Origin of the sequence: Streptomyces sp. NPDC014861 (genome assembly GCF_043081625.1) — a bacterium.
In the GTDB taxonomy this organism is placed as follows: Bacteria; Actinomycetota; Actinomycetes; order Streptomycetales; family Streptomycetaceae; genus Streptomyces.
The window spans coordinates 1-19154 of sequence record NZ_JBIBWV010000005.1 but is presented as its reverse complement, the minus strand read 5'-3'; the positions used below and the strand labels follow the sequence as shown (position 1 = coordinate 19154).

The window sequence follows — 19154 nt, the reverse complement described above, 5'->3', positions numbered from 1 at the left end:
AAGGAGGTGGTCCGGTGACGGAGGCGACGACGGCGCAGGCGCTGGGCGCGCCGTGCTGGCTGAGTCTGGCGACGCGGGATCTGGGCGCGGCGGAGCGGTTCTACGGCGCGGTGCTCGGCTGGACGTTCCGTCCGGGCAAGCTGGAGGCGGGGTCGTCGTACGCGGTGGGCGAGCGGGACGGGGTGCCGGTCGCGGGCATCGCCGCGCTGGCGGCGGAGCTGGCGGTTCCGGTGGCGTGGACGGTGTTCTTCGCGGTCGAGGACGCCGACGCGGCGGTGGCGCGGATCCGGGAGCGGGGCGGCACGGTGGGCGTGGGCCCGGTGGCGTATCCGCCGCAGGGGCGGGTGGCGCTGGCCACGGACCGGGACGGAGCCGCGTTCGCGGTGTGGGAGGGCCGGCTGGTGTCGCGCTGGCACGTGGGCGAGCGGGGCGCGCCGGCGTGGGTGGAGCTGCACACCCGGAACGCCTTCGACGCGGCCGTGTTCTACGGCGGGGTGCTCGGCTGGACGGAGGGTGCGCCGGGCCACTGCGAGACCTCGTACGAGGAGGACCGGGTGGTGCTGCGCCGGGGCGGGGTGCCGGTGGCGCGGCTCGACAGCGGTCCGGTGGAGGCCGCCTCGCCGCGGCCGCAGCTGCGGCCGCGCTGGCTGGTGCGGTTCCGGGTGCCGGACCTGACGGCCTCGGTCGCGGCGGTGACGGAGCACGGCGGCATCGTGGTGCCGGGCGGCGAGTGGGGCGGGGCCCGGGAGCCCGGCGCGGCCGGGAACGGGCGCCGGGTGGTGGTGCGGGATCCGGACGGGGCGCTGTTCACTCTGGAGGCGGACGGGGAGCGGTGAGGGTGCGGGTGCGGCGCGGACCACTGCCCCGTACCCGTCGCCTGTAGCCACCGCCCGTACCGCCCGAGCTTTGCCCGTACCGCCGCCACGTACCCGCACCGCCACCCCCGTCCCCGCACCGCCGCCCCCGTACCCGTACCACCGCCCCCCTGCCCGTACCGCTTCGGTCAGGCCGTGCGGGCGGTCTCCTGGGCGGGGGTCGCGGCGGGGACGGCCGCGGGGGTGTGGCGGGCGGGGATGAGGGCCGCGACGAGCGAGGCGAGGAGGGCGACGCCGGCGCCGATGAGCATGGCGGCCCGGAAGCCGTTCTCCGAGGGCAGGGCGTGGCCGCCGAGGGGCGTGGTCATCTGGGCGAGGACGACGCCGATGACGGCTGCGGAGACCGAGGTGCCGATCGAGCGCATCAGGGTGTTGAAGCTGTTCGCGGAGGCGGTCTCCTCGGCGGGGACGGAGCCCATGATGAGCGCGGGCATCGCGCCGTAGGCGAGGCCGACGCCGGTGTTGCAGATCAGGGTGACGACGAGCAGGCCCCAGGTGGAGCCCATGAGGGCGAGCGAGGAGGCGTAGCCGGCGGAGATCACGAGGGCGCCGACGGAGAGGGTCACCTTGGGTCCGCGGGCGGCGGACAGCTTGGCGCCGAGCGGGGCGAGCAGCATCATCGCGAGGCCCGCGGGGGCCATCCAGAGGCCCATCGCCATCATCGACTGGCCGAGGCCGTAGCCGGTGGCCTCGGGGAGCTGGAGGAGCTGCGGGACGACCAGCGACTGGGCGTACATGGAGAAGCCGACGAGCACCGAGGCGAGGTTGGTCAGCAGCACGACGGGGCGGGCGGTGACCCGCAGGTCGACGAGCGGATCACGGGTGCGCAGCTCCCAGAAGCCCCAGGCGAGGAGGGTGACGGCGGCGGCCGCGAAGAGGCCGAGGGTGGTGGCGCTGCCCCAGCCCCAGCCGGCGCCCTTGGAGACGGCGAGGAGGAGGGCGACGAGCCCGATGCCGAGGCCGAGGGCGCCGGGCACGTCGAAGCGGCCGGGGGCGGGGTTGCGGCGGCCGGCCGGGACGAGGCGCCCGATGAGGGCGGCGGCGACGGCGCTGAGCGCGGCGGCCACCCAGAACAGGACGCGCCAGCTGGCGTGCTCGGCGACGGCGGCGGAGAACGGCAGGCCGAGGGCGCCGCCGACGCCCATGGACGCGCTCATGAGGGCGATGGAGCCGCCGAGCCTCTCGGGCGGCAGGACGTCGCGCAGAAGGCTGATGCCGACGGGGACGACGCCCATGCCGAGGCCCTGGAGGCCGCGGCCGACGATCATCGGGACGACCGAGTCGGAGAGCGCGCAGACGACGGAGCCGGCGATCAGCGGGACGGTGGAGGCCAGCAGCACGGTCCGCTTGCCGAGGGTGTCGCCGAGCCGGCCGGCGACGGGGGTGGCGACGGCGGCGGCGAGCAGGGTCGCGGTGATCACCCAGGAGGCGTCGGAGGGACTGGCGCCGAGGAGCCGCGGCAGATCGCCGATGAGCGGCACCACGAGGGTCTGCATGAGTGCCGCCACGATGCCGGCGAAGGCGAGGACGCCGACGACGCCTCCGGGGCGTGCGTCGGTCTGGGCGCGGTCCACGGGTCTCTCCCTGGGGTCACGGAAGCAAGGCTGGTACGGGCTTGTGCGTGAGACACATCCACAAGCTTGTGCATCATGCACATTAATTGCATGATGCACAAGTCATGCATGATGCACATCTCGTCGGCGCGGGAGAGAATGACGCCATGGACACGCCCGAGGACACGCCTGTGGAGAGGCCCGTGAACGAGCCGGACCAGCCGGACCAGGCCGCCGACCGCATCGAGTTCGAGACGATGCTGCTCAGCCGGCACTCGCACCTCCACGCGCCGCGCACCCGCTCCGGCGCGGGCGGGCTCGACCGGAGCGCGTACGTGCTCCTCACCCGGATCCGGATGCACGGGCCCATGTCCATCGGGCAGCTCACCGACGCCTTCGGGCTCGACACCTCCACCCTCAACCGGCAGACCGCGGCCATGCTGCGGGCCGGGGTCGTGGAGCGCATCCCGGACCCGGACGGCGGCATCGCGCGCAAGTTCCGCATCACCGAGGAGGGCGAGCGGCGACTGGAGGCGGACCGGTCCTTCAACATCGGCGGACTCCGGCGGATCATGGAGCACTGGTCCCCCGAGGACGCGACCGCCTTCGCGGACCTCCTGGAGCGCTTCAACCGGGACATCGAACGCCTGGAGGGCCGCCCCTGGCCCCGAGCCTGACCCGCACGGCACGCCCCCGGCCCCGACGCGCACCCACGCACCCCCGACCCGCCGCGCCGCCCCCCGAGCCTGACCCGCACACCCCCGCCCCCGGCCCCGACGCACACGCGCGCACCCCGGACGCGCCGCACCAGGCACGTCCGGGGCCGGCGCACGCGACCCGCCCGGGCCACCGCGGCGACGGGCCCCGTCTCACCCGTCCGGCGCGGCGGGCTCGCCGCCGCGGGCCGCTCCGGACAGGCTCGTCGGCAGGGACGCCCACGAGACGAGGTGCCGCCGATGCCCACCGCCGCCCGCCTCCGCGGCGGACTCGCCCTCGCCGCCGCCCTCCTGACCGGCTGCGCGAGCACCCCCGCGGCCCCCTCCCCCACCACCGGCCCGAGCCGCGGCGCGGCGGGCCGGCTCGTGGTCTCGTACGAGGAGGCCGGCACCCCCGAGGAGCGCACCGCGCGCGCCTTCCTCCGTAAGCACCGGGTCCTGGAGGACGCCGCCGCCTACGCGGACGCCCGGATCGCCCTCCCCCACGACGTACCGCTCCGCGCCGCCGGCTGCGCGGCGCCCAATCCGTACTGGGACAAGGACTCCGGGCGGATCACCTACTGCTACGGCTTCGTGCCCGACGCCCGGAAGGTCTTCGCCGGGCTCGACTCCGAGGGCACCCCGGCGGAGCGGACCGCCGCCGTCGACGAGGACGTCGTCGGGCTCTCGAACGGCGTCCTCTTCCACGAGCTCGGACACGCCCTGATCGACCTGTACGACCTGCCGGTCACCGGGCGCGAGGAGGACGCGGTCGACCAGCTCGCCGTCCTCCTGCTCGCCTCCGGCGACGAGCGCCACACCGACTACGCGATCTCCGCCATCAACGCCTGGGGCGCGATGTGGCAGGCGGCCGAGGGCGGCGACCCCGGGGTGGCCGCGTACTCCGACATCCACTCCATGGACGGGCAGCGGTTCTTCAACTGGGCCTGCTGGCTGTACGGCTCCGATCCCCGGCGCTTCGCGGACGCGGTGGACGCGGAGGGCAACCCGGACGGGGTGCTGCCCCGCGACCGCGCGGCGCTCTGCCCGGCGGAGTTCCGGCGCATCGACTCGTCGTGGCGGACGCTGCTCGGGCCGTACCTCGAGAAGCCGTGAGTCCCACGATGCGAACCGCTTCGACGCGGACTCTTTACGCGGGCGCCGCACGGGGGTAACTTCCCGCCGACGCAAGAACTTTCCGCAATTTTCCGCACGCGCTTCCAAGGGGGCCGATCCCCGACGCTCCACCGGCCCCCTTCCTTCGGCGCGCCCTCGTCTGGAGACCGCATGACCCCCACCCGTACACGCCCGCGCAGACGCGCCCTCGCGCTGCTCGGTGTCGCGGCCGGCCTCACCGGCCTCGTCACGGCGCCGCCCGGCGCCCCACCGGCCGCCGCCGCGCCGCTCTCCGCGGCACCGGCCGCGGCCGTCGCCGAGACCACGGCGACCGTCCACTACTGGACCAAGACCAAGAACTGGGCGGCCTACAAGCTGCATTACGCCCCCGACGGCGGCTCCTGGACCACCGTCCCCGGCACCGCGATGGAGCCGGCCTGCACGGACTGGGTGAAGAAGACCGTCAGCCTCGGCACCGCCGCGGGCCTCCAGGCCACCTTCAACGACGGCAACGGCACCTGGGACAACAACGGCGGCCGCAACTACGCCCTGGGCAGCGGGAACATCACCGTGAAGGACGGGGTCGTCGCCCACTCCGACCCGTGCGCCGACACCCCGCCGCCCGCCTCGCGGAAGGCGACGGTGTACTACTCCTCGGCCTCCCTGGGCTGGTCGACGGTGAACGTCCACTACCAGCCGGCCGGCGGCGCGTGGACGGCCGTGCCCGGCCTCGGCATGACGGCGGCCTGCACCGGCTGGTGGAAGCGGGAGCTCGACCTCGGCACCGCCACGTCCCTCAAGGCCGCCTTCAACAACGGCAACGGCGTGTGGGACAACAACAGCGGGTCCGACTACGTGATCGGTACGGGCACCTCCACCGTCCGCGACCGGATGGTGACCGCGAACGCGACCGACCCCTGTGCCGCGACCCCGCCCGACACTCAGGCACCCACCGCCCCGGCCCGGGTCACCGCGACCGCCGACGGCGTCTCCGTCCTGCTCTCCTGGGACGCCGCCACCGACGACCGGGGCGTGACGAAGTATCAGGTCACGCGGACCGGCGGCACCGGAGGCACGGTGGTGACGGACGTCGGCTCGACGGTCTTCTCGGACACCGGTCTGGCCGAACGCACCGCGTACACCTACACGGTGAAGGCCGTGGACGCCGCCGGGAACGTCTCGCCCGCCTCCGCGCCCGCCACCGCCACGACCGGTGACAAGCCGGCCGTCCCGGCAAACGGCAAGCCGCTCGGCACGGACCCGCGCAAGGATCCGATCTACTTCGTGCTCACCGCCCGCTTCAACGACGGCGACCCGTCCAACAACCGGGGCGGCAGCCAGCACGTGAAGTCGGGCAACGCGGCCAACGACGACCCCATGTTCCGGGGCGACTTCAAGGGCCTCGTCCAGAAGCTCGACTACATCAAGGGCCTCGGCTTCTCCGCCGTCTGGGTCACCCCGGTGGTCCTCAACCGCTCGGACTACGACCACCACGGCTACCACGGCTACGACTTCTACAAGGTCGATCCGCGCCTGGAGTCGGCCGGCGCCTCCTATCAGGACCTGATCGACGCCGCCCACGCCAAGGGCATGAAGATCTACCAGGACGTCGTCTACAACCACTCCTCCCGCTGGGGCGCCAAGGGCCTGTTCACGCCGACCGTGTACGGCGTCCGGGACAGCCAGTGGAGCTGGTACTACGACGAGAAGCAGCCCGGCTTCGAGTACGACGGCCTGACCGTCGACGCCAAGTCCGGCAAGTCGTACTACAACGGCGACCTGTGGTCGACGGCCGAACCCACCGGCAACACCTGCGTCAACTGGGGCAAGCCCACCGGCGGCAAGAGCCCCGAGGGGTACACCCTCTACAACTGCCAGTGGCCGAGCCCGACCTCCGGCATGTTCCCGAAGGCGCTCTACCACCAGTGCTGGATCGGCAACTGGGAGGGCGAGGACTCCCGTTCCTGCTGGCTGCACGAGGACCTGGCGGACTTCGACACCGAGAACCCGACCGTCCAGAACTACCTGATCGGCGCCTACGACAAGTACATCGACATGGGTGTCGACGGCTTCCGCGTCGACACCGCCGTGCACATCCCGCGGACCACCTGGAACCGCCGCTTCCTCCCCGCCATCCAGGAGCGCGTCACCCAGCGCCACGGCGCCGAGGCGGCGAAGAACTTCTTCGTCTTCGGCGAGGTCGCGTCCTTCGTGAACGACAAGTGGAACCGCGGCTCGGTCAACCACTCGGCGCAGTTCTTCACCTGGAAGGAGCGCAAGGAGTACGCGGCCGACGACGCGAAGGCGGCGCTGGAGATGTACGACTACGAGCAGCAGCAGGGCACCGGCAACCAGCCGACCTCGACCAACGCCTTCCTGAACGGCAACAGCTACCACGCGCCCGACCACAGCCGCTTCTCCGGCATGAACGTCATCGACATGCGGATGCACATGAACTTCGGTGACGCGTACAACGCCTTCTCCAACGGCAAGGACTCCGACGACAGCTACAACGACGCCACGTACAACGTCGTCTACGTCGACAGCCACGACTACGGACCGAACAAGTCCAGCGAGCGCTACACGGGCGGCACCGACGCCTGGGCCGAGAACATGTCCCTGATGTGGACCTTCCGCGGCATCCCGACCCTCTACTACGGCTCCGAGATCGAGTTCCAGAAGGGACAGAAGATCGACTGCGGGCCGACCTGCCCGCTGGCGACGACCGGCCGCGCCTACTACGGCGCGCACCTCGCCGGCACCGTGACCGCCTCCGACTTCTCCAAGGTCTCCGAGGCGAGCGGCCAGGTCGCCACCACCCTCCAGCAGCCCCTGGTCAAGCACGTCCAGCGGCTCAACGAGATCCGCCGGGCGGTCCCCGCGCTCCAGATGGGCCAGTACTCCACGGAGGGCATCTCGGGCGGCATGGCGTTCAAGCGCCGCTACACCAGCGGCTCGACGGACAGCTTCGCGCTCGTCACCGTCTCGGGCGGCGCGACGTACAACGGCATCCCGAACGGCACGTACACCGACGCCGTCACCGGTGACGTCAAGGTCGTCGCCAACGGCACGCTCTCGGTCGGCGCGCCCGGCAAGGGCAACCTCCGGGTGTACGTCCTGAACGGGCCCGGGAAGATCGGCACGGCGGGCCCCTACCTGAAGTAGGAGCGCCGCGGCGGAGGGGGCGGGGGAGGAAATCCGCCCCCTTTCGCCATGTTCAAGTCAAGATTCTGTTACATGAACGGGCTTGTCGGACAGAAGTCTTCCTTCCGCCCCGCCCGTCTGGGATCTTGCGTCCACCCCACACATCACAGGGCCCGGCCGGCGCCACCCGCGCCACCGGGTCATCGGAGGACGCATTGTTTTCCCACATATCCGGCCGTATGAGACTCGCGGCCATCGCCCTCGGCACGACACTGGCGGTCGCGGGCCCGGCCTCGCTCGCCCAGGCCGACAACGAGCCGCTCGCGGCCTTCACCGGAACCGCCCGCGCCGCGCAGCAGGCGCCCGCGGCACCCGCGGCCTGGGCCGCCGGCACCCGCGCCTACCTGGTCATCACCGCTCCTGGTGACACCACCGCGGTCCGCAACGCCGTGGCCGCCAACGGCGGTTCGGTCTTCTCCTCCTTCGACGCCATCGGCGTGATCGTCGCCCACTCGACCTCCGCCTCCTTCGCCACCACCATGCGTGGCGTCGCCGGCGTGCAGAAGGTCGGTGCCAGCCGCACCTCGGACGTCCCGGCCGACGCGTACAACCCGGCCCTCCCGTCCAACCCCTCGCAGTCGGCGGCCCCGTCGACCGAGCCCGTCCGCTCGGACATGACCCAGATCAAGGCCGACCAGGCGTGGGCCGTCAACCCGGGCTCCGCCTCGGTCAAGGTCGGCATCCTGGACACCGGCGTCGACGACCAGCACCAGGACCTGGCGCCGAACTTCAACGCCGCCGACTCGGTCTCCTGTGCCTACGGCAAGGCCGACACCCGCGCGGGCGCCTGGCGCGACGTCGACCAGCACGGCACCCACGTCGCCGGCACGGTCGCCGCCGCGAAGAACGGCAAGGGCGCCATCGGCGTCGCCCCGGGCGTGAAGATCTCCTCGGTGCGCATCGCCGAGCCCGGCAGCACGCTCTTCTTCCCGGAGAACACCATCTGCGGCCTCGTGTGGGCCGGTGACCGCGGCTTCAAGGTCACCAACAACAGCTACTACACGGACCCGTGGCAGTTCAACTGCCCGAACAACCTCGACCAGGCGGCCATCCTGGAGGGCGTGGGCCGCGCCCAGGCGTACGCCGAGAGCAAGGGCTCGCTCCAGGTCGCCGCGGCCGGCAACTCGAACGTGGACCTGGCGAACAAGACCACCGACTCGTCGAGCCCCAACGACTCGACGCCGGTGACGCGGACCATCACCAACGACTGCCTCGACATCCCGGCCGAGCTGCCGGGCGTCGTCACGGTCGCGGCCAACGGCACCAGCGGCACCTCCAAGGCGTCCTTCTCCAACTTCGGCCGTGACGTCATCGAGGTCTCGGCGCCCGGCGAGTCCGTCTACAGCACGGTCCCCGGCGGCAAGTACTCCTCGCTGAGCGGCACCTCGATGGCCGCCCCGCACGTGGCCGGCGTCGCCGCCCTGCTGGCCAGCGCCAACCCGGCGTACACCCCCGCGGACATCCGCGCCAAGCTCGGCGAGCACGCCACCGACCTGGCCTGCCCCTCGGACTCCCGCTGCACCGGCACCACGGCGAAGAACGGCTTCTTCGGCGAGGGCCGCGTGGACGCGCTCAAGGCCGTCGGCGGCTCGACCCCGCCTCCCGGCAAGTACTTCGAGAACCTGACCGACGTGACGATCTCCGACAACGCCACCGTCGAGAGCGCGATCACCGTCAGCGGCGTCACCGGCAACGCGCCGGCGACCCTCAAGGTGGGCGTCGACATCAAGCACACCTACATCGGCGACCTCAAGGTCGACCTGGTCGCCCCCGACGGCTCGGTCTACACCGTCCACAACCGGAGCGGCAGCGGCACGGACAACATCGTCCAGACGTACACCGTCAACGCCTCCTCCGAGGTCGCGAACGGCGTCTGGAAGCTCCGTGTGAACGACAACGCGAACGCGGACACCGGGAAGATCGACGCCTGGAACCTGACCTTCTGACGGTCGGACAGCATCTCTGAGGGGCCGGAGCGCATCGCGCTCCGGCCCCTCTCGCATGCCCCGGGGACCGGCACGGGGCGGGGGCGGGAGAAGAAAGTCCGTACCGGGGGGTAGCCCGCGCGAGGCCCTTGCTATACGTTCCGTCTAACAAGCTTGCTAGACACCGCGTCTAACAAGCGAGGGAACGACCACGACGAGCCGACCGCGTGACCCAAGGAGCCGCACCGATGGCCAGCAGCACCGTTCGCCCGGACCACCACGACCCCGACGACGTCGCCGAACGGCTCCTCCGCTCGGCCGCCAAGCTGAGCTACGACCCCCTCGTCGAGGTCGACTGGGACACCCCGCTCGACAAGGGCTTCCACGGTCAGAGCCCCGAGTGGAACAGCCTCTACGGCACCGCCTACTGGAACGAGATGACCGAGGAGCAGCGCAAGGAGCTGACCCGCCAGGAGTCCGCCTCCGTCGCCTCCACCGGCATCTGGTTCGAGATGATCCTCCAGCAGCTGGTCCTGCGGGACATCTACCGCATGGACCACACCGACCCCCGCTTCCAGTGGGCGCTCACCGAGATCGCCGACGAGTGCCGCCACTCGATCATGTTCGCCCGCGGCTCGGAGAAGCTGGGCGCCCCGGCCTACCGGCCCAAGCGCGCGGTCATGGAGCTCGGCCGGGTCATGAAGACCATCGGCTTCGGTGAGGCCGCCTACGCCGGCATCCTCGTCGCCGAGGAGGTCCTGGACGTCATGCAGCGCGACTGGATGCGCGACGAGCGGGTGGTCCCCTTCGTGCGGACCATCAACAACATCCACGTCGTCGAGGAATCCCGGCACATGAAGTTCGCCCGGGACGAGACCCGCCGCCACCTCGCCCGCGCGAGCCGGGCCCGCCGCCACTTCCAGGCGCTGATCGTCGCCACCGCCGCGTACTACATCATCACCAGCCTGGTGAACCCCGAGGTGTACGTCCGGGCCGGCCTCGACCCCGAGCGCGCCCGCCGCGAGGCCGCCGCCAACGAGCACTACAAGGCGCAGCTCCGCGCCAGCTGCTCCGGCCTGATGGAGTTCCTCGGCGACGTCGGCATGCTGACCCGCCCCGCCGTCTTCTTCTACCAGCGCGCCCACCTCCTCTGACCCCGCCGAGCCGAGCCGAGCCGCCGCCATGACCTACGCCATCACCCAGACCTGCTGCTCCGACGCCACCTGCGTCGCCGTCTGCCCGGTCAACTGCATCCACCCGACGCCCGACGAGCCGGACTTCGGCACCACCGAGATGCTCTACGTCGACCCGAAGACCTGCATCGACTGCGGGGCCTGCGCCGACGCCTGCCCGGTCGACGCGATCTTCCCGGTCGACCGGCTCACCGGGCCGCTGAAGAAGTACGAGGCGATCAACGCCGCGCACTACGAGGGCCGCGAGGCCGCCCCCGCCCTCGCCTCCCCCACCTTCCACGCCTGGGGCGAGCCGACCTTCGGCCGCTCGCTGCCCTCCGACTTCGCCCCGATCCGGGTCGCCGTCGTCGGCACCGGACCGGCCGGCATGTACGCCGCCGAGGACCTGCTGCTGCACACCAACGCCGAGGTCACCCTCATCGACCGGCTCCCGGTGGCCGGCGGGCTCGTCCGCTACGGCGTGGCCCCCGACCACCCGGGGACCAAGGGCGCCGGCGACACCCTCGCCCGCTTCCACACCCATCCCCGGGCCACCGTCCGGCTCGGCGTGGAGATCGGCAAGGACGTCACCCCCGAGGAGCTGGCCGCCCACCACGACGCCGTCGTGTACGCGGTCGGCGCCCCGTCCGACCGGCGCCTCGGCATCCCCGGCGAGGAGCTGCCCGGCAGCCTCTCCGCGACCTCCCTCGTCTCCTGGTACAACGCCCACCCGGAGACGCCGGCCGAGGCGGTCTCCCTGGGCGCGGCCGAGCGGGCCGTGGTCGTCGGCAACGGCAACGTGGCCCTGGACGTGGCCCGGATCCTGGTCTCCGACCCCGCCGCCCTCGCGGGCACGGACATCGCCGACCACGCCCTCGCCGCCCTGCGCGACGCGCGGGTCCGCGAGGTGGTCCTGCTCGGCCGGCGCGGCCCCGAGGACGCGGCGTACACCGCCTCCGAGCTCCTGGCCCTCGCCGACCTGCCCGGCGTCGAGCTCGTCGTCGACACCCACGACCCGCGGATCGCCGAGACCGTCGACGCGGCGGCGGCCGACGGCAAGGCCGCCCTCCTGAAGGGCGTGGCCCGCGAGACCGTGGACTGGACGCGCGGCCCCGACACCGGCCGTCGGCGCATCGTGCTCCGCTTCCACTCCGCGCCCGAGGCGGCAGTCGGCCCCGACGCGGTCCGCGCGGTCCGCACCGGCGGCGCCGGCGGTCCCACCGAGATCCCGGCCGGCCTCCTCGTGCGAGCGATCGGCTACCGGGGCGTCCCCCTCGCCGGACTGCCCTTCGACGAGGCCACCGGCACCGTCCCGCACACCGCCGGGCGGGTGGACGGCATGACCGGAACCTATGTCGTCGGCTGGATCAAGCGCGGCCCCTCCGGCGGCATCGGAGCCAACCGCTCCTGCGCCGCCGAGACCGTCGGCAGCCTCCTGACCGACGCCGTCGACGGACGCCTGCCGAAGCCGACCGGCTCCGCGAAGGCGTTCGGGCGGCTCGCCCGCGCCCGCAGCGGCCGGCTCGTGGACGCCCGCGGACTCGCCGCCATCGACCGGGCCGAGCGGGCCCGGGGCGCGGCGGCCGGCCGGCCGCGGGTCAAGCTCGCGACGGTCCCGGAACTGGTCGCGGCGGCCCGCCGCGGCCGGCTGCGCGGCCCCGTGGGCTGACACCGGTCCGGACCCGCGTCCAGCACGCCCGCGGGGCGCATAAGGGGCGAGTGTCAGGGCATTCGCCCCTTATGTCCACCGACGACACCGTGCGGCACGCCGACGGGCGCGGCGAGAGTCGCGAGGAGCGGGCCGACCGACGCTGGAACGAACTCCTCCAGGAGCTGCGGGTGGCCCAGACCGGCACCCAGATCCTGTTCGGCTTCCTGGTCGCGGTCGTCTTCCAGCCGCGCTTCACGGAGCTGGGCACCACGGACCGGATGATCTACGTGGTCACGTTCTGCCTGGGAGCGGCGACCACCGGTGCGCTCGTCGCGCCGGTGGCGGTCCACCGGCTGGTCGCCGGGCGCCGGCTCAAGCCGGAGACGGTGCAATGGGCGGCGCGCCTGACGCTCGTCGGCATGGTGCTGCTCTACCTGACGATCATGTCGACGTTCCTGCTGATCATGCGCATGGTGCTCGACAACGGCGTCGCGATGTGGCTGCTCATCGGGATGGCGGCGTGGGTGGGGCTCTGCTGGTTCGTGGTGCCGATCGTCACCCGGCTCCGGGGCAAGGGCGACAACGGGGACGAGAAGGGCGGGAGAAGGGCCGAGGACGGCTACGGCCCCTGGCCGCACTGAGCGACCGCACCTGGGGTCCGGCCCGGGACGGCGGGCCGGCGAAGGCGGCGGATCAGGCCGCGACGGGAAGCGGGCGGCGCAGCACGATCGCGTTCAGCCCGACCGAGAACGGCGCGACGTCCGTCAGACCGAGCCCGAGCACCTGCTCCTTCGGCAGTTCGACGGTGACGTCCACGCAGAACGCGAGGGCGTGCAGGGCGTCACCCGTGCCCTCGTCCTGGAGCGCGAAGAAGAGGTCCCGGTAGTAGCGGGTGCGCTCCTCGGACTCCTCGTAGAACGACAGCCCGGCCTGCTCCGCGTCACCGAGCCCGGTGAACGCCGCGACCAGCTCCCGCTCCACCGTCCCCCAGAAGCCCGCCTCGGCGCACTCGGCCGGAAGCGCCTGCCGGACGGCCTCCTTCAGCGAGAGCACCATGACGAGCAGCGGCGCGTACTCCTTGAGGCCCCAGCCGCGCACCATGCGGACGACGGTGCAGTCCGGTACGGCGGCCGCCGCCCGGTGGATGGCCTCGAAGTCGAAGTTGACGGTGGCGGGCGCGATCGCCTCCTGGAAGACCCGGTCGATCGACCGGGCCTCGTCGAGGTGGGCGGGCGCCACCTCGATCACGGTCCTGAAACTGGCGGCCAAGGGTTCCTCCTGTGTTCGGCGCCCACCGCGGCGGACGCGTGATCATCAGGAGGAGTATGCCGAGGGGTCCGCTCAGCGCCCGCGGCGGGGCTTCCCGCCGCGCCCGGCGGCGCCGCCCTTGCCCCGGGCGGGCTTCGCCGGCCGCTGCGGCTTGCCCCCGGCGGCCTTCTTCGCGGCCTTGGGCGCCGGCTTGGCCGTCTTCTGGCCCTTCTGCGCCTCGGCCCGCCGGCCGCGGGTGCTGTTGACGGTCCGGCCGCGGACGATCCCGATGAACTCCTCGACCAGGTCGGGGGCCTCCTCGGCCTTCGACCAGGAGAGCGCCACCCGCGACTGGGGGACACCGGTGATCGTGCGGTACGTGAGGTCCTTGCGATGGTGTAGCCGGGCCAGCGACTGCGGCGCGACGAGGACGCCGACCCCGGCCGCGACCAGCTCGATCGCGTCGGCGGTGGTCTCCGGCCGCTGGAACGCGGGCCGGCCGGGCGGCGCCTCCCAGTCGAGGGTGTCGTCGAGCGGGTGCAGCACCAGCTCCTCCGCCAGATCCGCCGGGCTCAGCTCCTCGGCGGCGGCGAACAGGTGGTCCTTCGGCACGACCACCACCGTCGTCTCCTCGTACAGCGGGATCGCGGCCAGGTCCTCGCCGTCGACCGGCAGCCGCAGCAGCGCCGCGTCCGCGGCCCCGTCCCGGAGCGCTCCGAAGGACTCGCCGGGCGCCACCTGGAGGAGCGAGAGGCGCACGTCGGGCAGCCGCTGCTCCCAGATCCGCACCCACTTCGAGGGCGTCACACCGGGCACGTAGGCGAGCCGGAAGGTCGTGGGGGCCGGGGAGGAGTCAGTCACCCCGCAAGATTACCCGCCGGTCCACGCCGTCCGCGCAGGTCGACGGGCGGCCGTGGTCGGCGGACGCCCGTGTGCTCGATACCCTGGACACCATGACGCAGCACCAGAACTCCCAGACGATGAAGCCCGCGACCGCGGCGAAGAAGCTGGGTGTGTACCTCGACGCCACGCCCGCCGACTTCCAGGAGGGCGTCGTCTCCCGCGCCAAGCTCAACGAGCTCCAGGCCGACCCCCCGGCCTGGCTCCAGGAGCTGCGCCAGAACGGCCCGCACCCGCGCCCGGTCGTCGCGGCCAAGCTCGGCATCTCCATCTCCGGTCTCGCCCGCGGCGGGGTCACCGACGCGCTCACCACCGAGCAGATCGAGGCGCTCAAGGACGAGGCCCCCGAGTGGCTCGTCAAGGAGCGCGCCACCCAGTCCGAGGTCCGCAAGGAGAACGTTCGGATCAAGGAGCGCAACGCCCAGCGCGCGGCCGACCAGACCTCCCGCGACCAGAAGGACTGACCCACCGGGACCGCCCGCGGGACCCGGCCGGCGCCACCCGGTGTGGCGCGGCGCCGGGCGCGGGAGGCATCCCCTCATGAACGAGGTAACCGACCCGCCCGTCGTCGCCGCCGTCGACGGCTCCGAGCACAGTCTGCGCGCCCTCTCCTGGGCCCTGGGTGCCGCCGAGTCCCTGGGCGCCCCCCTGGTCGTGGCGCACGTCCGCTCCGAGGCCCTGCAACTGGGCGCGGCCCGCATCGCCTCGCTCGGCACCGAGCCGAAGCTGGCGGACACCGTCCTCGACGCGGTCCGGATCGTCGTCGAGGAGCGCGGGCACACGGTGCCGGTGGAGTACCGGTCCCTGGACGGCACGGTCACCGAGGTGCTGCCGGAGGCGGCCAGGGGTGCCCGTCTCCTGGTGACCGGCTCCCGGGGCCACGGCGGCTTCGCCACCCTCCTGCTCGGCTCCACCGGCCGCACGCTCGCCGCCCACTCCCCCTGTCCCCTGGTGGTGGTCCCGCACGAGGCCCGCGCCGCGTCCCTGGACAGCGCCCCCGAAGCCGGCCGGATCCTGCTGGGCCTGCACCCCGAGGAGACCCCGGACGAGGTCGTGGACTTCGCCTTCCAGACGGCCCGGCTCCGCGGCGTCGCGCTGGAGGCGATGACCGCCCTGCGGCTCCCGCCCAACCCGGCCGCGCTGGTCGCGGCCCCCTCCCCCGCCCTCCAGGTCCCCCCGCCCCTCCCCCTCGGCGAGGACACGGAGGAGCTCCTCGCCGAGACCCGGCGCGAGCAGGAGCAACGCCTGCGCCCCTTCGTCGAGCGCCGGCCCGACGTGAGGCTGGTCCGCACGGTGGCACCGGGGGACGCGGCGGGACTGCTGGTGGACGCCTCCGCCGACGCGGCTCTGCTGGTGGTGGGCCGGCACCACCGGCACCGGATCGCGGAGCTCCTGGTCGGCTCCGTGGCCCACGCGGTGCTCCACCACGCCGCCTGCCCGGTGGCCGTGGTCCCACCGGCCGCCGGCAGGTGACCGCGCTGTCGGTCCCGGCTGGTAGACAGGGCGCATGACGTCCGACGCGTACGCCTCCGATCCCGCCGCCGCCACCCGCAACACCCGCCCCCCGACGCCGACCGCGGCGCTGGGCGCCGGGATCGTGGTCCTCGACGCCCGGGGCCGGGTCCTGCTCGGCCTGGACCGCTCGGGCGTGTGGGAACTGCCGGGCGGCGGGATCGAGCCGGGCGAGTCGATCGAGGAGGCCGCGGCCCGCGAGCTGGCCGAGGAGACCACCCTGAGGACCGGCGCCGCCGACGTGGAGGTCCTCGGGCTGCTCCTCGACACGGTCACCTCACCGACGGTGACGCGGATGACGGCGGCCACGGTCGTCCGCGCGTTCACGGGCACCCCGACGGTCGCCGAGCCGCAGAAGATCGACCGCTGGGAGTGGACCTCGCCCGACGCGCTGCCGACGGCGCTCTTCCTGCCCTCCGCGCAGGTCCTCGCCGTCTGGCGGCCCGGGCTCCGCCTGCCGGAGGCACCCTTCCACCGCTACACCCTCGGACGGCCGCCGCGCTGATCCGGGACCGCGCGTCACCGCGCGGGACGGCCTGGTCGTGACTAGCGTGGGCGAGGTCCGCACACGACGCATCACGCCATCGATCGGAAGCGAGAGTCACGTCATGGCCGTACGACCCGAAGGCACCCCGGTCTGGACCGACGCCATGTTCACCGACGCCGAGGGGGCCAAGACGTTCTACGCCGATGTGCTGGGCTGGACCTTCGGCGAGGAGGCGACGGAGTTCGGCAACTACACGCAGGCGTACAAGAACGGCAAGGCGGTCGCCGCCATCGTCCCGCCGATGCCCGGCGGAGACACCCCGCCGCAGTCCGCCTGGTGCCTGTACTTCGCCTCGGACGACGCCGCCGCCACCGCGGAGAAGATCAAGGCCGCGGGCGGCACGGTGCTGATGGAGCCGATGAAGGTCGGCGAGTTCGGCTCGATGTGCCTCGCCCAGGACCCTTCGGGCGTGGTCTTCGGCCTCTGGCAGGCCGGCGTCCATGAGGGCTTCGAGCTCGAAGGCGAGTCCGGGGCCTTCTGCTGGGCCGAGGTCTTCACCCGCGAACCCGACACGTCCGACGCCTTCTTCACCAGCGTCTTCGGCTACAACTCGAAGAAGATGACCGACGAGACGATGGACTTCAGGGTCTTCGACCTGGGCGGCGACCCGCTCCTCGGCCGGATGCGGATGGCCCCGGACGACTTCCCGCCGGAGGTCCCCTCGTACATCCAGATCTACTTCGCCGTCGACAACTGCGACCTCGCGGTCGGCGCGGCCGAACGGCTGGGCGGGCGCAAGCTCTTCGGTCCGATGGACAGCCCCTTCGGCCGCTTCGCCGCCCTCCTCGACCCGCAGGGCGCCGCGTTCGCGGTGATCGACCTCCGGACGACCGTCGGCGAGATGCCGCCGATGGTGTGACCCGGCGGGGTACGGGAGCGGCGCGACGCCCGGCCGAGGGCGCCGCGCCGCTCCTGTGCGTCCCGCTCAGGCGGTGTCGCGGACGGCGACGATGCCGTTGAAGACGCCGACGTACGCGGTGCCGTCGGGCCCGAGGGTGATCGGCGCCCAGTTGTTGTCGTACGCGAGCCCGGTCCCGGTGAACCGGGAGAACACCCGCGCTCCGGTCCTGAAGTCGACGGCGGTCAGGTACCAGGCGTCGATGCCGAGCGCGTGGGGGCGCTTCTCGTAGAAGTAGAGCAGCCCGTTGGCGGTGGACAGCTTGGGCACGGTGGACGGCGACCGCACGTCGCTCTCCCAGACGGTGTCGCAGCCGCTGCCGTCGGCCCGTACGTCGATCCGCGTCGCCCCGCCGACGACACTGCGCCCGAACCCGAGCGACGAGGGGTTCTCGTACCCGTAGTTGTTCTCCACCACGAGGCTGTCGCCCCAGCTGATCAGCGAGTTGTCGGTGGTGGAGGCACCGGAGCGGAAGACGGGCACCTTGCAGACGAGCCGCTCCCCCGCGGGCACGTCCGCCGCCCGCCGGTAGACGAGCACGTTCATCCGGTCGTCGGCGTTGTCGGTGATGGCGACGTACTCGTCCCGCCGGCCGAACAGGTCGGGCGTGGTCCCGGACCCCTGGTTCACCGAACCCGGCTTGGTCCCGGTCCCCCGGTCGTACGCCTCTCGCCACACGACCCGCGGGGTGCCGTCGGCGCCGGCCCTGAAGCTGTACAGCGCGTGATCGGTGACGATCGAGACGCCGTCCTCGGCGACGGAGAACGAGTTCTGGATCTCCTCACCCTCCAGCCGTGTCACCCGCAGCGCACCCGTGTCCGGGTCGACGGTCCCGACCCGCCCGAGCCGGGTGACCCACCAGATCCGCCCGTCCCAGTCCGGCATCACGGAGGTGACCGGATCGCAGACGCCGCTGGGGAAGAGGTTGGTCCAGCTGACGCAGTCGTGCGGCACGAGCGAGGTGAGGTCCCAGTCGTTCTCGACCTTGAACTCCCATCGCCCGTCGGGGTTCTGGGCATGGGAGATCCGCAGGACGTGCTGCCGGGAGTCGGCGAGGACCACCCGGTCGCGGTCGTCCAGGTAGAAGTAGGCGCCGCCCGAGGTGTCCTTGAAGATCTTCTCGAAGTCGAGGCGCGTGATGGCCTCGACGGTCGAGGACCGCTGGGGCAGCTTGTACTCGGCGAGCGTGTCGAGGCTCCGGGGATCGAGCAGCTTCAGCAGGAACCCGTTGAAGGTCCCGCAGACGGTGACCAGCCGCCCGCCGGCGTCGAAGGTGGCGGTGGCGCACTCCCCGCCGACCGGCGCGATCTTCTCGCTGGTCACCTCGGGTCGGTGTCCGAGCGGCCCGGGGTGGGGATGCGTCCCGCTGCCGGCGGCGTCCGCGTGCATGCCGCTGCGCCCGTTGGGGGCGAGGTACGGATGCTGGGCGGGCCCGGCCCCCGGCAGCGGCGCGGCCGTCCCCGGGGCGCCCAGGTAGTGCTCGACGAGCCGGTGCCCCAGCGCGAGGGGAATCTCCTCGGCCTGCGCCACGGGCGCGGAGCCGACGAGTAAGACCGCGGCGAGCGCGGCGGCCACAGCGGCCGCGCGCCCCCGGCGAGGGCGTGTACGTGAGGTCAAGGCAACTCCTACGGATGGGTACGACGGTCGCGCCGGTCGCCGACGCTAGGCCCGTCCTCCGGAGAAGGGAAGCGAACCGCCCCACGCTTCACATGAACGCAAAAATGCCTCAACCCCCGGACAAGGTCCGGGGGTTGAGGCTAAAAATTGTTCGGCGGTGTCCTACTCTCCCACAGGGTCCCCCCTGCAGTACCATCGGCGCTGAAAGGCTTAGCTTCCGGGTTCGGAATGTAACCGGGCG

The 19154-nt window shown here is 72.7% G+C and carries 16 protein-coding genes and 1 rRNA gene; 12 read left to right on the top strand and 5 right to left on the bottom strand.

Going from position 1 to position 19154, the window contains the following annotated elements; all coding sequences use genetic code 11:
• Nucleotides 1-14: 14 nt before the first annotated feature.
• On the top strand, nt 15-836 hold the full coding sequence (locus ACF1BN_RS12085) for a VOC family protein (RefSeq protein WP_392331484.1): 822 nt from the start codon (nt 15-17) through the stop codon (nt 834-836).
• A gap of 167 nt (nt 837-1003) precedes the next feature.
• Here the strand turns inward: ACF1BN_RS12085 and ACF1BN_RS12080 are convergent, their stop codons facing one another.
• On the bottom strand, nt 1004-2449 hold the full coding sequence (locus ACF1BN_RS12080; protein ID WP_392331483.1) for an MFS transporter: 1446 nt from the start codon (nt 2447-2449) through the stop codon (nt 1004-1006).
• A gap of 236 nt (nt 2450-2685) precedes the next feature.
• On the opposite strand from ACF1BN_RS12080, the gene ACF1BN_RS12075 reads away from it, so the two are divergent.
• The 7 genes from ACF1BN_RS12075 (at nt 2686) to ACF1BN_RS12045 (ending at nt 12832) form a co-directional block, all read left to right on the top strand.
• On the top strand, nt 2686-3105 hold the full coding sequence (locus ACF1BN_RS12075) for a MarR family winged helix-turn-helix transcriptional regulator (protein ID WP_392331903.1): 420 nt from the start codon (nt 2686-2688) through the stop codon (nt 3103-3105).
• A 279-nt stretch (nt 3106-3384) separates the two neighbouring features.
• The gene (locus tag ACF1BN_RS12070) at nt 3385-4239 is read left to right on the top strand and encodes a DUF4344 domain-containing metallopeptidase (protein ID WP_392331482.1); all 855 of its coding nucleotides are present in this window, start codon (nt 3385-3387) and stop codon (nt 4237-4239) included.
• Nucleotides 4240-4410: 171 nt separating this feature from the next.
• The gene (locus ACF1BN_RS12065) at nt 4411-7404 is read left to right on the top strand and encodes a carbohydrate binding domain-containing protein (RefSeq protein WP_392331481.1); all 2994 of its coding nucleotides are present in this window, start codon (nt 4411-4413) and stop codon (nt 7402-7404) included.
• Nucleotides 7405-7622: 218 nt separating this feature from the next.
• Entirely contained in the window at nt 7623-9389 is a 1767-nt protein-coding gene (locus ACF1BN_RS12060) for a S8 family serine peptidase (RefSeq protein ID WP_392331480.1), read from the top strand.
• Between the two features lie 227 nt (nt 9390-9616).
• Nucleotides 9617-10522 carry a diiron oxygenase gene (locus ACF1BN_RS12055; RefSeq protein ID WP_392331479.1) on the top strand — a complete coding sequence of 302 codons (906 nt, stop codon included), beginning with the start codon at nt 9617-9619 and terminating at the stop codon, nt 10520-10522.
• 28 nt (nt 10523-10550) lie between these two features.
• Complete coding sequence (locus ACF1BN_RS12050; RefSeq protein ID WP_392331478.1) at nt 10551-12209, top strand: FAD-dependent oxidoreductase; 1659 nt, start codon at nt 10551-10553, stop codon at nt 12207-12209.
• Nucleotides 12210-12280: 71 nt separating this feature from the next.
• Nucleotides 12281-12832 carry a DUF6328 family protein gene (locus ACF1BN_RS12045; protein ID WP_392331477.1) on the top strand — a complete coding sequence of 184 codons (552 nt, stop codon included), beginning with the start codon at nt 12281-12283 and terminating at the stop codon, nt 12830-12832.
• A gap of 52 nt (nt 12833-12884) precedes the next feature.
• Here the strand turns inward: ACF1BN_RS12045 and ACF1BN_RS12040 are convergent, their stop codons facing one another.
• The gene (locus ACF1BN_RS12040) at nt 12885-13460 is read right to left on the bottom strand and encodes a Type-2Aa cytolytic delta-endotoxin (RefSeq protein ID WP_392331476.1); all 576 of its coding nucleotides are present in this window, start codon (nt 13458-13460) and stop codon (nt 12885-12887) included.
• Nucleotides 13461-13532: 72 nt separating this feature from the next.
• On the bottom strand, nt 13533-14300 hold the full coding sequence (locus tag ACF1BN_RS12035; RefSeq protein ID WP_392331475.1) for a LysR family substrate-binding domain-containing protein: 768 nt from the start codon (nt 14298-14300) through the stop codon (nt 13533-13535).
• Between the two features lie 92 nt (nt 14301-14392).
• Between ACF1BN_RS12035 and ACF1BN_RS12030 the strand changes: the two genes are divergently transcribed.
• From ACF1BN_RS12030 to ACF1BN_RS12015, 4 genes are all read left to right on the top strand, one after another.
• Nucleotides 14393-14803: a DUF5997 family protein gene (locus tag ACF1BN_RS12030; protein WP_392331474.1), complete on the top strand. Its 411-nt coding sequence runs from the start codon at nt 14393-14395 to the stop codon at nt 14801-14803.
• A 76-nt stretch (nt 14804-14879) separates the two neighbouring features.
• Nucleotides 14880-15812, top strand: coding sequence for a universal stress protein (locus tag ACF1BN_RS12025; protein WP_392331473.1), 933 nt, complete (start codon nt 14880-14882; stop codon nt 15810-15812).
• 34 nt (nt 15813-15846) lie between these two features.
• On the top strand, nt 15847-16356 hold the full coding sequence (locus ACF1BN_RS12020; RefSeq protein WP_392331472.1) for an NUDIX domain-containing protein: 510 nt from the start codon (nt 15847-15849) through the stop codon (nt 16354-16356).
• Nucleotides 16357-16459: 103 nt separating this feature from the next.
• Nucleotides 16460-17257, top strand: a complete 798-nt coding sequence (locus tag ACF1BN_RS12015) for a VOC family protein (protein WP_392331471.1) — start codon at nt 16460-16462, stop codon at nt 17255-17257.
• Nucleotides 17258-17323: 66 nt separating this feature from the next.
• Here the strand turns inward: ACF1BN_RS12015 and ACF1BN_RS12010 are convergent, their stop codons facing one another.
• Both ACF1BN_RS12010 and rrf read right to left on the bottom strand, forming a co-directional pair.
• On the bottom strand, nt 17324-18913 hold the full coding sequence (locus tag ACF1BN_RS12010; protein ID WP_392331470.1) for a hypothetical protein: 1590 nt from the start codon (nt 18911-18913) through the stop codon (nt 17324-17326).
• A gap of 149 nt (nt 18914-19062) precedes the next feature.
• A 5S ribosomal RNA gene (gene rrf, locus ACF1BN_RS12005) occupies nt 19063-19154 on the bottom strand; the annotation flags it as partial.